Genomic DNA, 14938 nt, shown 5'->3' on the forward strand with positions numbered 1-14938 from the left:
TTGTCCCCGCCCTGTCAATCCCGCAGCCCTTGCGCTGGGGCCCCGTGTTCCCTAGTTGTTCGCACGTGTCCCAGCTTTCCGAATCCTCGTCCGGTCTCATGGCCGACCCCTTGCTCGACGGTCTGAACGCGCCGCAGCGCGAAGCCGTGCTTGCCACCGAAGGGCCGGTGCTGATGCTGGCCGGGGCCGGCACCGGCAAGACCGCGGCGCTGACCGCGCGGCTGGCCCACCTGATCCGCACCCGCCGCGCCTGGCCGAGCGAGATCCTCTGCGTCACGTTCACCAACAAGGCGGCGCGCGAAATGCGCGAACGCGTCGGCCAGCTGGTCGGCCCGGCGGTGGAAGGGATGCCGTGGCTTGGCACGTTCCATTCGATCGCCGCCAAACTGCTGCGCCGCCATGCCGAACTGGTCGGGCTGCAATCGAACTACACGATCATCGATACCGACGACCAGCTGCGCCTGCTCAAGCAGCTGATCCAGGCCGAAGGGCTGGACGAAAAGCGCTGGCCCGCCCGCCAGCTTGCCCAGTGCATCGACCGCTGGAAGAACAAGGGGCTGAACCCGCAGGACATCGATGCCGCCGAAAGCGAAAGCTATGCCAATGGCCGGGGGCAGAAGTTCTACCAGCTCTACCAGGACCGGCTGCGCGCGCTGAACGCCTGCGATTTCGGCGATCTGCTGCTGCACATGCTGAACGTGCTGCGCCAGCACCGCGATGTGCTGGAACATTACCAGCAGCGCTTCAAATACGTCATGGTCGACGAATACCAGGACACCAACCAGGTCCAGTACCTGTGGCTGCGCCTGCTGGCCCAGGGCCGCAAGAACATCTGCGTGGTGGGTGACGACGACCAGTCGATCTATTCGTGGCGCGGGGCCGAAGTGGCCAATATCCTGCGCTTCGAACAGGATTTTCCGGGCGCCAAGGTGATCCGGCTCGAACAGAACTATCGCTCCACCCCGGACATCCTTGCCGCCGCATCGGGCCTGATCGACGCCAACAGCCAGCGGCTCGGCAAGACGCTGTGGACCGAACGGAACGGCGGCGACAAGGTCCGCGTGATCGGCGTGTGGGACGCGCCCGAGGAGGCCCGCCGGGTCGGCGACGAGATCGAGCGGCTGGAACGCGAGGGCGCCCCGCTCAGCCAGGTCGCGATCCTGGTGCGCGCGCAGTACCAGACCCGCGAATTCGAAGACCGGTTCATCGCGATCGGCCTGTCCTACAAGATCATCGGCGGCTTCCGCTTCTATGAACGCGCGGAAATCCGCGATGCCCTCGCCTATCTGCGGCTGATCGCGCAGCCGAGCGACGACCTGGCGTTTGAGCGGATCTACAACACCCCCAAACGCGGCCTGGGCGACAAGACGCTGGAAAAGTTGCACCGCCACGCCCGCGCGCGCGGCGTGCCGCTGAGCCTGGCGGCAGTCGAGATCACCGATACCGACGAGTTGCCGGCCCGCGCCCGCAACACCTTGTTCGCCTTGATGCGCGACGTGGCGCGCTGGCGGGATCTGGCGAAGACCACCGCCCCGGCAGAGCTGGTGCGCATCCTGCTCGACGAAAGCGGCTACACCGCCGCGCTCCAGGCGGAAAAAACCGCCGAAAGCGCCGGGCGACTGGAAAACCTCTCGGAACTTGCCCGCGCGATGGAGGAATACGAGACGCTGGGCGATTTCCTCGAACACGTCAGCCTGGTGATGGACAACGACCGCGCCGACGATGCCGACAAGGTCACGATCATGACCATCCACGCCGCCAAGGGGTTGGAATTCGACAACGTGTTCCTCGTCGGCTGGGAGGAAGGCGTGTTCCCCAGCCAGCGCGCGCTGGATGAAGGCGGCCTTGCCAGCCTCGAGGAGGAACGCCGCCTCGCCTATGTCGCGATCACCCGCGCGCGGCGGCGCTGTACCATCCTGCACGCGTCGAACCGCCGCATTTACGGCCAGTGGACCAGTTCGATCCCCAGCCGCTTCATCGCCGAGTTGCCCGAAGCGCATGTCGAGCAGGAAAGCACCCTGTCCGGCGGCGCCTCGCTGTGGCGCGCACAGTGGAGCGAGCGCGACGATCCCTTCGCCCACGTCGCCCGTGACCGGCCGGACAAGGTTTCCGCGCGCGGCCCCGGCTGGCAGCGCGCTGCCGCCAGCGCCTATGACCCCGCCCCGCGCCGCCTGCCCGAAGCAACCCGCAGCGCCGCCAGCTTTGCCGCCAAACCCCGCCGCGACATCGCGGTGGGCGTGCGCGTGTTCCACGACAAGTTTGGCTATGGCCTGGTCACCGCCCAGGAAGGCAACAAGCTGGAGATCGATTTCGACACCGCTGGGCCGAAACGGGTGATCGACAGCTTCGTCAAGCTGGCCGATTCTGCCTGAACGCGCTGCTCGGGCTATCCAGCCCCGCCCGCATTTACCATTCCGCGCATCGGATTGGGTGCATTTGTTGCCCCCAAACGCCCCGTATCATTCAATTATTTCGTAAAACCGGCGCATGCCGCGCCGGTAATTACGCTTTCGCGCGATTCTCAACTTATTAATAATGAATTAATCAAAACACCTTGTTTCGGATAAAAGTTAAGGCAAAATTATCCGATCAAGGGAGTTGTTCATGCACAATCAAAACCGTTCGCGGACCGCCGGCCGCACCCGCCTGCTCGTCACCAGCGCGATTGCCCTGACCGCCGTTTCCCAGCCTGCCCTGGCCAACGACGTCGGCCTGATCGATGCAGTTGCCCCCGAAGCGCACGGCGCCGGGCTGACCAGCTTGGTGCTGCCCGAGCCGCAGCTGTCCGCCGTGCTTGAAGCGGTCGCCCCCGAAGCGCAGGCGCCCAACCTGGTCCAGGTCGGCGCGCCCGACCCGTCGATCCTCATCGCCAGCCCCGGGACCACCGTGACTTCGCGCGAAGCCGGCGTGACCGGCGTTGGCCAGATGATCGTCGATTCGGGCGGCGGGTTCATCGGCCTGTGCACCGGCACCCTGATCAACCCGCGCACGGTGATCCTGGCTGCGCACTGCGTGAACACTCGCCCCGCCACCGCCTATGGCGCGAATTCCGGCGGCACCGGGATCGCCTTTGGCTTCGAAGCCTACACCCGCGCCAATGCCCCTGGCGAAACCGACGAGCTGGTGCGCTGGCTGCGCGGCGGCACGGGCGGTGCCGGCCAGTTCCAGACCAACACGGCCCAGTCGTTCTACAATGCCAACTTCGTGGCCTATAACCCCTACTCGCTCGAACCGGAGGCGCGCAGCTTCCTCTATGGCGACGTGGCGATGGCCACGCTGGACACGCCGGCCGCCAATGTGCCGACCTGGGCGCTGCTGTTCTCGCCGCTCCCGAACCCCGGCTCGATCACCGCGGGCGGCACCGGCTACAACGTGAAGATTGCTGGTTACGGCGGGATCGGCACCGGCACGGCCGGGCAGACCGGCGGATCGGACTTCCGCCGCCGCGCGGCCGAAAACATGATCGGCGCGCTGACCGATCTTGAAACCTTCGAAGGCTTCCTGTTCGGCGGCGCCCCCAACGGGCTGAAGCAGAACCTGTACTTCATGGACTTCGACGATCCGCGCCGCGGCGTGAGCGGCGCAAGCCCGTTTGATTTCAACGCCTTCCGCGACAACGCCCGCTTCAACGGCACCACCCCGACCGAAGGGATCACTGCCCCGGGCGATTCGGGCGGCCCGCTGATCGTGCAGAACTTTGCCAAGCAGGTCGTCGCCGGTGTGCTATCGGGCGGCTATTCGCGCTTCTTCAACGGCCAGCTTCCCTACAGCTACGGCGCGGTCAGCTTCTACCAGCCGCTTTATCTCTATTGGGACTGGATCGCGGCCAACAACCCCTACCACTACGTCAGCGCCAAGGCGGGCGACGGTTCGTGGACCGATCCCAGCCGCTGGGTGACGACGCTGGATCCGGCCTACAACATCCTGTCGGGCGGATCGCTGGTCAACGGGCTTCCGACTGTCGCTGGTGAACAGAAGAACGGCACTTCGGGCGATTACGGCCAGATCTGCTTCCAGACCACCGGACTGAGCGACTGCTTCGATACCGCCACCGGGGTCGAAACGATCACTGGCGGGCCGATCGGGACGGCATCGAACAATGCCGGCAACGCGACGATCAGGTCGATCACCGATGGCCAGGGCGTTTCGGATGCCGGGTTCAGCGAAGTCGTGCTGGAATCGCAGCAGAGCGCGCTGGCCACGGCTGTCCTGCCAGCCGCCACGCTGGCCAATGGCCTGCCCGGCGCGACCAACTTCGTACCGAACAACGTCGATCCCGTCCGCACCACCGGCACGGCCGGCCAGTACTATGACGTGACGCTTTCGGCGGCGGGGACCACCACCCTGTCCGGTGCGAACGTCACCATCGACCGGCTGACCATCGGCACGGCCGCCGCCGGGCTGAACATCGCCAGCGGCGCTTCGCTGACCACCCTGATGGGTACCAACCAGTTCGCCGGCACGGTCACCGTGAACGGCACGCTGACCTCGGTCGGCGATTACAGCCTGCTGGGCGGCGCCTTGCTGGGTTCGGGCCGGATCAACGCACCGTTCCTGACCAGCGTGCTGGGCCAGTTCGCCCCCGGTACCACCAGCACCACCGGCACCCTGACCGTTGGCGGCAACCTGGTGATGGCCTCGGGCACGAACTACTTCGTGAACCTGGCCGGCGCGGGCGTATCTGACCGCATCGCGGTGGTGGCCAATGGCTCGAGCATCGGTGCGGCCAACCTTGGCGGTTCGCTGGCGATTTCGCCGGCCGCGGGCAGCACGGTGCGCTATGCCGATGTCTACACTGTCCTGACTGCGGCGGGCGGCGTGACCGGCACCTTCACCAACCCCGGTTCGCTCAGCGCGATCCTGCGGCCGACGGTGCTCTATTCGACCAATGCCGTGCAACTGCGGATCGATGCGGCCTCCTATGCCAGCGTGATCGACACCACCTCGCCGGTCCAGCGCGCCTATGCCGCGCTGCTCGATGCCAACCGCGGGTCGGGCAAGATCCCCGACATCTACGGCGTGCTCGACATGCAGGATGCCGGCACCATCCGCACCACCCTCGATGCCCTCGCGCCGCGCAGCGAAACCCTGCGTTCGGCCCTGGCGACGATGACGATCGACAACAATTCCCGCCTGATCCGCCAGCGCCTTGCCGCGCTGGGTCCGAACGGCGGCAACGGTGGCACCATCGCCTATTACGGGCGTCCGGCCCAGACCGCCTCGCTGATCCAGAACCGGATGCGCGGCAATCTGGGGATGCCGGCCGTCGGCGCCCTGGCCGGTTACGCGGCGGATAACGGCGGCCCGGCGACCACCGAAGACGGCAAGCTGCCCGAAACGATGAGCGCGTTCTTCGCCGGGGGTTACCTCGATGGCGAAAGCCGCCCGATGCAGTTCGCCCGCCCGGCCTCGGGCAATGACCAGTTCGATGGCTGGTACATCGCGGCCGGTATCGAAGCCGAGCTGAGCGACAACGGCCAGTTCGGTCTGGCGCTGTCCTACACCGACGTCGATGGCCAGACCGCCGGGGCGCCTGGCGGGGCCAGCGGTTCGCTGATCCAGGCCACGCTCTATTCGAAGTACAACTGGGGCAAGGTTTCGCTCAGCACGCAGACTTCGGTGGGCAAGTTCCATTCGAAGACCAGCCGGCCGGGCAACCTGCCGGGTGCCAGCTTCACCCTGCGGTCAAGCGACGATGCGCTGACCCTGGCTTCGGAACTGAAGCTGGGCCTGAACATGGGCACCGCCAGCTTCGACATCGTTCCGAACGCCGCAGTGCGCAGCAGCTGGGTCGATTTCGGCCGCTCGCTGGAAACCGGCGGGCCGACCGCGATGGTGTTCGACCGCCCGGACTTCCGCAGCATCCAGGGCCGGCTTGGCCTGGATCTGGCGGGCAAGGGCAAGATCCGCCCGTTCGTGAGCGCCAGCTTCGTCCACGATTTCCGCACCAATCCCTACCTGTACAACGGCACCTTCGCGGGCGCGCTGCCCGGCCCGATGGTGACTTACAACCTCGCTGGGCAGGACCGGAACTGGGCCGAAGTTTCGGGTGGGCTGAGCATCGACACCGGCCGCATTGGCCTGTCGCTGAGCGCGGATACCACCATCGGCCGCGACGATGTGAAGAACCAGGCCTATCGCGCCGCGATCAGCCTGCGCTTCTGATCCCGCCATCCCGGCACAACGACGGGCCTGCCCCTTTGGGGCGGGCCCGTTCCTGTTTGGACACGGCGCGCGCTGCGCCTTTCGGTGTGCTGATGTCAGAACAAGGCCGTGAGCCACGCCGACAGCCCGCCAGGCCAAAGGCCCGGCGGAACGGCATTATGCTCAGGTTTGCTGGGGTCTAGAGCGCCGAGATATTGAGGAAGCCGGGAACGGGACCGTTCCACTCACCCGGCTGGCTCGGCGGTTCGCGATCTTCACGCGGAGCCCGGCGCGGCGCATCGGAACGCGCCTCGCGGCGCGGCGCACGATCTTCACGCGCGGGGCGGTCCTCACGCACGGCACGGTCCTCACGGGCGGGCCGGTCCTCGCGGCGCGGCTTGTCGGCGCGGCGGCTGCGTTCTTCACGCGGCGCACGTTCATCGCGGGGGGCGCGTTCTTCGCGCGGTTCGCGGCGGGGGCGTTCGGCCCGGTCGTCCAGCTTCACTTCGAAGACCGGAATGGTCATCTTGGTCAGCTTTTCGACGTTCTCGATCGCTTCGGCATCTTCCGGAGCGACCAGGGTAAAGGCCCGGCCGGTTGCCCCGGCGCGGCCGGTGCGGCCGATGCGGTGGACGTAATCGTCCGGGTGCCAAGGCGTGTCGAAGTTGAACACGTGGCTGACGCCCTTGATGTCCAGCCCGCGCGCGGCAACGTCGCTGCACACCAGGATGTTGACATGCCCATCCTTGAACCGCTGCAATTCGGCCAGCCGCGCCGGCTGGTCCATGTCGCCGTGGATTTCGCCGCTGGCAAAGCCGTGGCTGCGCAGGCTCTTGTTCAGCTCGCGCACGGTGGTCTTGCGGTTGCAGAAGATCATCGCGGTGGCGACATCATCGGTCTTGAGCAGGTGGCGCAGCACCTCGCGCTTGACGCGCGAGCTGGCGACCGGGACCTTGTGCTGGGCGATGTTGGTGTTGGTCGAGGCCGGACGGGCGACTTCGATCGACTTGGGATTGCTCAGGAACTTGTCCGCCAGCTTCTTGATCGGCGGCGGCATGGTCGCGCTGAACAGCAGGGTCTGGCGGGTGGTCGGCAGCTTGGAACAGATCGTCTCGATATCGGGGATGAACCCCATGTCGAGCATGCGGTCCGCCTCGTCGATCACCAGCAGGTCGCAGCCGGTCAGCAGGATCTTGCCGCGTTCGAACAGGTCCATCAGGCGCCCCGGGGTGGCGATCAGCACGTCCACGCCCTCGTTCAGCGCCTTGACCTGGTCACCCATCTGCACGCCGCCGATCAGCAGCGCCATCTTGAGGTCGTGGTTGACGCCGTAAGCCTCGAAATTCTCGGCCACCTGGGCGGCCAGTTCGCGGGTGGGCTCGAGGATCAGGCTGCGCGGCATCATCGCGCGGCGGCGGCCGTGCGCCAGGATGTCGATCATCGGCAGCACGAAGCTGGCGGTCTTGCCGGTCCCGGTCTGGGCGATGGCGATCAGATCGCGCATCATCAGCACCTGCGGGATGGCCTGGGCCTGGATCGGGGTAGGCGTGTCGTACCCCTTGGCCTGGACGGCCTGGACAAGTTCGGGAGAGAGGCCGAGATCGGCAAAAGGCATAGGCTTGCTGCGCTGCTTCCGGGAGTTATGCGGCGGATCACCTCTGGATGACCGCTCCGTGCAAGGCATGCCTCGCGCGAATGCCCGGCCCCTAGGCTATCTGGGACCGAAAAGTCAAGAAAACCGGATCAGTCGTCCACTTCGATCAGCTGCTTGTAGCCGCTGACCTTGCACTTGGCCCCGCTGCGCGCCAGCAATTCGTCGCGTCCGGTGCAGACCATGCCATCGGCATTGCGCGCCACCAGGAAGCCCGAATAGAAATCCCGTCCCTGGCAATTCTTGTCGAGCGTGGCGCGGACCACCCGGTTGTCGCGCAGCAGCAGCAGCAACCGGTTCTTCGCGGCGGGCGAAACCCCGGCGATTGCGGACAGCGGCAGGCATTTGCCCATCTTGCGTTCGATGATGCGGCTGCCACCGCCGAAATCGCCCTCTTCGAACATGGCGGGCGGCATCATCGGCATCGGCGCGGGACGCGGGCCGATGCGGATGGTGACGCGCTGCTCGATCCGCACCTGCTCAGCCTCGGGCATGGGCAGTGGCATTGCACTTGGCAGGCTCATTCCGCCGGGACGCAAACCGCTGCCAAGCGGGCCGGCCGACATGCCCAGCCCGGCGCGCGGCGCAGGCGCGTGTCCTTCGGCCGCCGCCACTGCGGCAACGGCCGGGACAAACAGCGCCAGTGGCGCAAGCAAGTGCAAGGCTGGGTGCATCGCCCCCGATCAATACCCCTCGTCGTTGAACGACCGCTTAACCTGCCTGAGCGGCGATCCGCAAGGGGCTGGCCCCGATGTGCCCGCCTGTGCCATAGCCGCTGGCCATGACTGCCCCGTTTAGCGCCTTCCTGGACGAAGCCGCCGCGCTGCTTGGCCCGCGCGGGCTGACCCGCGATGCCGATCTACTGGCACCCTGGCTGACCGACTGGCGCGGCCGGTTCACCGGCGCGGCGCTCGCCCTTGCCTCGCCGGCCAGCACTGCTGAAGTGGCCGCGCTGGTGCGGCTGTGCCGGGCGCACGGCGTGGGAATCGTGCCGCAGGGCGGCAACAGCGGCATGTCGGGCGGAGCCACGCCGGACGGCAGCGGCACGGCCATATTGCTCTCGCTCAGGCGCATGAACGCGATCCGCGCGATTGACCCGGCGGCCCGCCAGGCCACCTGCGAGGCCGGCGTGGTGCTGCAAGTGCTGCACGAAGCGGCCGAGGCGCAGGGCCTGCGCTTTCCCCTTACCCTGGGCGGCAAGGGTTCGGCCACGGTCGGCGGGCTGGTTTCAACCAATGCCGGCGGCACGCAGGTGCTGCGCCACGGCTCGATGCGGGCGCTGGTCATGGGGCTGGAAGCCGTGCTGCCGGATGGCACGGTCTATTCGGCGCTGACCCCGCTGAAGAAGGACAACCGCGGGTTCGATCTCAAGCAGCTGTTCATCGGCAGCGAAGGGACGCTGGGGATCGTCACCGCCGCCACCCTGCGGCTGGTGCCGCAAGTGGCCGAGCGGGTGGTGATCTGGGCCGGCGTGCCCTCGATCACCGCCGCGCGCGCGTTGCTGCTGCACTGCGAGGCGGCGGCCGGCGACGCGCTGGAAGGCTTCGAAGTGCTGCCGCAAAGCTGCCTTGAAGCGGTGCTGGGCCACGTTCCCACTGCCCGCGCGCCTCTGGCCGATCCGCACGCCTGGCACGCGCTGATCGAGGTCGTCGCCGATGCGGTGGGCGCAGCCTCCCTGCGCGAGCGTGCCGAAGCGATGATCGCCGCCGCTTTCGAAGCCGGGCTGGTTGCCGATGCGACGCTGGCCGCCAGCGAAGCCCAGGCCGAGGCGATGTGGCTGATTCGCGAAAGCGTGGCCCCGGCCGAACGCGCCAAGGGGCCAGCGATGCAGCACGACATCTCGGTTCCCGTCGAGCGGATGCCCGCGTTCCTCGACATGGCCGTGCCGACGATCGAGGCCGAATTTCCCGGCACCCACGCGGTCGGCTTCGGTCACTTGGGCGATGGCAACATCCATTTCCACGTCATCGCCCCGCCCGGCGCAGTGCGCGCCGAATGGGAAGCGCGCGAGGGCAAGGCGATCAGCCGCCGGGTCCATGATCTGGTCAGCGAATGGCACGGTTCGATCAGCGCGGAACACGGCATCGGCCAGCTCAAGCGCGACGAGCTGGAACGGCTGGGCGATCCGGCCGCGCTGGCGCTGATGCGCGCGGTCAAGGCGGCGCTCGATCCTGGGGAATTGCTCAATCCCGGCAAGCTGGTCGCTCTTGCGCCAAGCCCCGCCAAGCCTTAAAGCCGCGCCTTTCGCGAACATATCGCCTTATGTCTGGAGAGAAATTCATGGCCAGCGCGCCGCAAGCCGCCAACCTGCCGCTGTTCTACAAGGATCTGATGCCGCTCAACAGCCGCGATCACGCCACCTGGAAGAGCCGCACCACCGATCACGCCACCTGGCTGGTTGGCCAGCACGCCGTGCCGCTGACGGCCGAGGAATTCGTCCACGCCAGCCGCCACTACCCAATCGTGTTCTCGGCCAGCGACCAGCCGGTGCCGCTGGCGCTGATGGGCCTGAACGAAGGCGTGAACACCTTCGTCGACGATCAGGGCACCCTGCTCCAGCAGGCTTACGTCCCGGCCTATGTCCGCCGCTATCCGTTCATGCTGGCCAAGCTTGCGCCCGACAGCGAAGACCTGTCGCTGTGCTTCGACCCGACCAGCGACCTCTTGGGCGAATACGCCGAAGGCAATGCCCTGTTCGATGGCGACCAGCCGTCGGAACAGTGCAAGGCGACCCTGGATTTCTGCCGCAACTTCGAGGAAGCCGGCTTCCGCACCCAGGCCTTCGTCGATGAACTGGTCAAGCACAACCTGCTGATGGACGGCGAAGTGTCGATCCAGCAGGCCGGGTTCGAACAGCCGTTCGTCTATCGCGGCTTCAAGATGATCGACCAGGAAAAGCTGCGCGACGTGCGCGGTGATGTGCTGCGCAGCCTCAACCAGAACGGCATGCTGGCGCTGATCTTCGCCCACCTGTTCTCGCTTGACCTGATGACCGAAGTGTTCGCGCGCCAGGTCCAGCAGGGCAAAGGCCCGATCACGGTCGACGAAGCCAACGCCGCGGTCGCCAACGCGAACTGAGCTCCCCTCCCCCCGCGAAGCGCCCGCCCCGGCGGGTGAATTCGTATGCGCAGCCCCGGCCATTGGTCGGGGCTTGCCACATCCGGGGCACGGGTATATCCTTTCAGTGATTTTGCCGGGCTTCCCTCATGGTCCGGTCGAATCAGGTGCACTTCGTGCACCTCCTCCCTGAACCTTGGCCACCTCGTGCGACTTGCACGAGGTGGTTTTTTTACGGCTATTCCGCCGCTTGTGCCCAGCGCCGGCCCTGGGCCAGCCGGCCCAGCTCGGCCACTTCGCCGGCCAGCCGCCGGACCAGCCCGCACAGCAATTCGGCCATCGCCTCCAGCCCCTCGCCCGGTTCGGCCAGGCGGTAATCCAGATAGCTCGACCGGTCGATTTCCAGCTGGATCGCGTGCATCCCGTCATGCGGGCGGGCGTGGCGTTCCAGCACATAGCCGCCGGCATAGGGCCGGTTGTGCGCCGCCCCGCGCCGCGCTTCGCTGAAATAGCCAAAGCAGCTGCCGATCAGGCTGCCGCCGCAGGTTTGCCCGAACCGGTCGCCCAGCACGAATTCCGGCGCCGGCAGGCCGCCGCGCAGCCCCAGCGGCGGCATCGAATGGAGGTCCACCAGCAGCGCCGCCCCCCAGCGGTCGCGCAGTCCGGCCAGCGTTTCGGCCAGGCAGGCGTGATAGGGTTCGTGGATCCCGCCGATCCGCGCGGCCAGGTCCTCCTCGTCATGGCGGCGCTTCCACAGCTCGCCCAGCCCCGGCAGGCGGCGCGGAATCAGGCCCAGCCCGCTGCGCGCACGCAGCCCCGGGGTGTAACTGCCGACGCTGTCCGGCTTGCCGCGCGCGAACATGTCCCAGTCGACATCCTCGATCGCGCGGTTGAGATCGATCATCGCGCGGGGCGCATGAGCCACCAGCAGCGCGGCTCCGGTTGCGCGGGCCACGCGCTCTCCCAGCAAGTCGACATAGCGGTCTTCCAGCTTGAGCGAGGCCGAGCCCGGATGGCGCATCCGTTCCAGCAGGCTGCCGGGATAGGCCCGCCCGGCGTGGGGCACCGCGATCAGCACCGGCACCGCCGAAGGTTCGCTGCGCGCGAGCGAAAAGGCTGGCGTTCCTGGGCTGCCGGGGATCGTCCCGCCGCCGATCCGCGGCGAATCGTCAGGGGCGGAAGAGCGCTCGTCCATCGGCCAAGGCTGCCGCCTTCGGGCCCCTGTGTCAAAGCGGGCCGGAGGGGAATTGGCACAAGAATGTTAACCGAGTTCGTTGTACAAGACTTGGCGCGTGGCGGACTAGTCAAAATGCCCCGCCCGAATCGCGATGGAAGGCCCCCGATGATCCGAATCCTGCTCGCCGAAGACGAAGAAGCCATGCGCACCTACCTGGCGCGGGCGCTCGAAAATGCGGGCTACGACGTGGTGGCGGTGGACCGGGGCACCCATGCCCTGCCCCTGCTGCAGGAACAGCATTTCGACCTGCTGCTGTCGGACATCGTCATGCCCGAGATGGACGGGATCGAATTGGCCCAGCATTGCGCCGAAGTCAGCCCCAAGACCAAGGTGATGTTCATCACCGGCTTTGCGGCGGTCACGCTCAAGGCCAGCCGCGAAGCGCCGGAGGCCAAGGTGCTGTCCAAGCCCTTCCATCTGCGCGATCTGGTGCTGGAAGTGGAACGTATTTTCGGCCAGCAGCAACTAGCGTTGATCTGACCCCTTGCATCGGGGCGAAAGCCCCGCTAGAGGCGCACCCCTGCCCGGGGCGACGGCTTCGGGCAGAACCAACCGAATGGTGTCGGGCGTATAGCTCAGTGGTAGAGCACTATGTTGACATCGTAGGGGTCGCAAGTTCAATCCTTGCTACGCCCACCATTCGCTGAAACGAGAAAGGCCCCGGATTTCCGGGGCCTTTTCCGTTTTCAGCCTGGCGGCAGGGCTTACTTGCCCTGCCAGTTCGGCTTGCGCTTTTCGGCAAAGGCAGCTGCGCCTTCGCGGGCGTCTTCGCTGGCGAAGACCGGCATCACGATCGCGGCCTGCTTCTGCCACATTTCAGCATCGCTCCAGGTGTGCGATTCGCGGATCACCTTCTTCGAGGCGATCAGCGCCAGCGGGCCGTTTTCAGCGACGGCACGGGCGAGCGTCTTGGCGCCTTCCAGCGCCGGGCCATCGACGATGCGGTTGACGAAGCCCAGTTCATAGGCGCGCTTGGCATCGATGAAATCGCCGGTCAGCGCCAGTTCCATCGCGATGCGCGGCGGGATCTGGCGCGGCAGCTTGATCAGCCCGCCAGCGGCAGCCGCCAGGCTGCGCTTGGCTTCGGGGATGCCGAACTTGGCGCCGGCATTGGCCACGATCAGGTCGCAGCTCATCGCCAGTTCCATGCCGCCGGCCAGGGCATAGCCGTCGATCGCGGCGATCACCGGCTTGTTCGGGGTCCATTCGGTCATCCCGCCAAAGCCGCGCCCTTCGATGCTGGGGCGTTCGCCGCGCAGGAAGCCCTTGAGGTCCATACCCGAACAGAAGGTGCCGCCAGCCCCGGTCAGGATCGCGCAGCGCAGGTCATTTTCGGCATCCAGCCGGTCCAGCGCGGCGGCGATGCCTTCGGCCTGGGCCTTGTTCATCGCGTTCTTCGCTTCGGGGCGATTCATCGTGATGATCAGGACGCCGTCATCGACTTCGGTCAGCACTTCGGGAGCTTCGCTCATCTCTAAGATCCTCTTCTGGGACAGGTTTAATCGGTTGGTTAAATGGGTAGGACGCAATGGCACGCGCTGTCCAGCCCGAACTTGCGCAACTTCGCGCCTCTGCTAAGGGGGCGCTGCGAAATTCATCCCCAGGAAGAGAGACACCCACCGATGGCCAAGATCAAGGTGCAGAACCCCGTCGTCGAAATGGACGGCGATGAAATGACCCGCATCATCTGGCAGTGGATCCGCGAACGGCTGATCCTGCCCTACCTCGACATCGACCTGAAGTATTATGACTTGTCGGTCGAAAAGCGCGATGAAACCAACGACCAGATCACGGTCGACGCCGCCAACGCCACCAAGCAGTATGGCGTCGCGGTCAAGTGCGCCACGATCACCCCGGACGAAGCCCGCGTCACGGAATTCAACCTCAAGAAGATGTGGAAGTCGCCCAACGGCACGATCCGCAACATCCTGGGCGGCGTGGTGTTCCGCGAACCGATCGTGATGCAGAACGTCCCCCGCCTTATCCCGGGCTGGACCGATCCGATCGTGGTCGGCCGACATGCCTTTGGTGACCAGTACAAGGCCACCGACACCCTGATCCCCGGCCCCGGCACGCTGCGCCTGGTGTTCGATGGTGACAACGGCGAAACCATCGACCTCGAAGTGTTCAAGTTCCCCAGCTCGGGCGTCGCCATGGCGATGTACAACCTGGACGATTCGATTCGCGATTTCGCCCGCGCCAGCCTGAACTATGGCCTGGGCCTGGGTTGGCCGGTCTACCTGTCGACCAAGAACACCATCCTCAAGGCCTATGACGGCCGCTTCAAGGATCTGTTCCAGGAAGTCTACGAAACCGAAGGCTTCAAGGAAAAGTTCGAAGCCGCCGGCATCGTCTACGAACACCGCCTGATCGACGACATGGTCGCCTCGGCGCTGAAGTGGTCGGGCAAGTTCGTCTGGGCCTGCAAGAACTATGACGGCGACGTGCAGTCGGACCAGGTTGCCCAGGGCTTCGGCAGCCTTGGCCTGATGACCTCGGTGCTGATGACCCCCGATGGCCAGACGATCGAAGCGGAAGCCGCCCACGGCACCGTGACCCGTCACTACCGCCAGCACCAGCAGGGCAAGCAGACCTCGACCAACCCGATCGCGTCGATCTTCGCGTGGACGCGCGGCCTGATCTATCGCGGCAAGTTCGACGGCACCCCCGATGTGGTGAAGTTCGCCGAAACGCTGGAAAAGGTCTGCATCGACACCGTGGAAAGCGGCAAGATGACCAAGGACCTCGCGATCCTGATCGGTCCGGACCAGCCCTGGCTGACCACCGAAGGCTTCTTCGAGGCGATCGTGCAGAACCTCGAAACCGAAATGGCCAAGTGGGGCTGATTC

Annotated in this window: 10 protein-coding genes and 1 tRNA gene; 7 read left to right on the plus strand and 4 right to left on the minus strand. The window is 66.2% G+C overall.

The annotated features are described in order from the left end of the window. The first annotated feature begins 98 nt into the window (after nt 1–98). Together ACE3N9_RS00795 and ACE3N9_RS00800 are read left to right on the plus strand one after the other, a co-directional pair. Nucleotides 99–2372 carry an ATP-dependent helicase gene (locus tag ACE3N9_RS00795; RefSeq protein WP_374280324.1) on the plus strand — a complete coding sequence of 758 codons (2274 nt, stop codon included), beginning with the start codon at nt 99–101 and terminating at the stop codon, nt 2370–2372. Between the two features lie 232 nt (nt 2373–2604). Beyond that, nucleotides 2605–6165 carry an autotransporter domain-containing protein gene (locus ACE3N9_RS00800; RefSeq protein ID WP_374279888.1) on the plus strand — a complete coding sequence of 1187 codons (3561 nt, stop codon included), beginning with the start codon at nt 2605–2607 and terminating at the stop codon, nt 6163–6165. A gap of 178 nt (nt 6166–6343) precedes the next feature. Here ACE3N9_RS00800 and ACE3N9_RS00805 read toward each other — a convergent pair whose 3' ends face one another. Continuing rightward, the gene (locus ACE3N9_RS00805) at nt 6344–7759 is read right to left on the minus strand and encodes a DEAD/DEAH box helicase (protein WP_374279890.1); all 1416 of its coding nucleotides are present in this window, start codon (nt 7757–7759) and stop codon (nt 6344–6346) included. Nucleotides 7760–7887: 128 nt separating this feature from the next. After that, the gene (locus tag ACE3N9_RS00810; RefSeq protein WP_374279891.1) at nt 7888–8289 is read right to left on the minus strand and encodes a hypothetical protein; all 402 of its coding nucleotides are present in this window, start codon (nt 8287–8289) and stop codon (nt 7888–7890) included. Nucleotides 8290–8576: 287 nt separating this feature from the next. Between ACE3N9_RS00810 and ACE3N9_RS00815 the strand changes: the two genes are divergently transcribed. After that, a complete protein-coding gene (locus ACE3N9_RS00815; RefSeq protein ID WP_374279893.1) occupies nt 8577–10028 on the plus strand; it encodes an FAD-binding oxidoreductase in 1452 nt (483 codons plus the stop codon). Between the two features lie 47 nt (nt 10029–10075). Beyond that, entirely contained in the window at nt 10076–10873 is a 798-nt protein-coding gene (locus ACE3N9_RS00820) for a SapC family protein (RefSeq protein WP_374280326.1), read from the plus strand. Nucleotides 10874–11090: 217 nt separating this feature from the next. Here ACE3N9_RS00820 and ACE3N9_RS00825 read toward each other — a convergent pair whose 3' ends face one another. After that, nucleotides 11091–12047 carry an N-formylglutamate amidohydrolase gene (locus ACE3N9_RS00825; protein ID WP_374279895.1) on the minus strand — a complete coding sequence of 319 codons (957 nt, stop codon included), beginning with the start codon at nt 12045–12047 and terminating at the stop codon, nt 11091–11093. A 147-nt stretch (nt 12048–12194) separates the two neighbouring features. Here ACE3N9_RS00825 and cpdR point away from each other — a divergent pair, with 147 nt between their 5' ends. Together cpdR and ACE3N9_RS00835 are read left to right on the plus strand one after the other, a co-directional pair. Further along, nucleotides 12195–12569, plus strand: a complete 375-nt coding sequence (gene cpdR / locus ACE3N9_RS00830) for a cell cycle two-component system response regulator CpdR (protein ID WP_374279897.1) — start codon at nt 12195–12197, stop codon at nt 12567–12569. A gap of 84 nt (nt 12570–12653) precedes the next feature. Continuing rightward, nucleotides 12654–12728: transfer RNA gene (locus ACE3N9_RS00835), tRNA-Val, on the plus strand. Between the two features lie 65 nt (nt 12729–12793). Here ACE3N9_RS00835 and ACE3N9_RS00840 read toward each other — a convergent pair. After that, a complete protein-coding gene (locus ACE3N9_RS00840) occupies nt 12794–13561 on the minus strand; it encodes a crotonase/enoyl-CoA hydratase family protein (protein ID WP_374279899.1) in 768 nt (255 codons plus the stop codon). Between the two features lie 150 nt (nt 13562–13711). Here ACE3N9_RS00840 and ACE3N9_RS00845 point away from each other — a divergent pair, with 150 nt between their 5' ends. Continuing rightward, complete coding sequence (locus tag ACE3N9_RS00845) at nt 13712–14935, plus strand: NADP-dependent isocitrate dehydrogenase (RefSeq protein ID WP_374279901.1); 1224 nt, start codon at nt 13712–13714, stop codon at nt 14933–14935. The last annotated feature ends 3 nt before the right edge of the window (nt 14936–14938 follow it).

Source organism: Novosphingobium sp. (genome assembly GCF_041905565.1).
Classification (GTDB): domain Bacteria; phylum Pseudomonadota; class Alphaproteobacteria; order Sphingomonadales; family Sphingomonadaceae; genus Novosphingobium.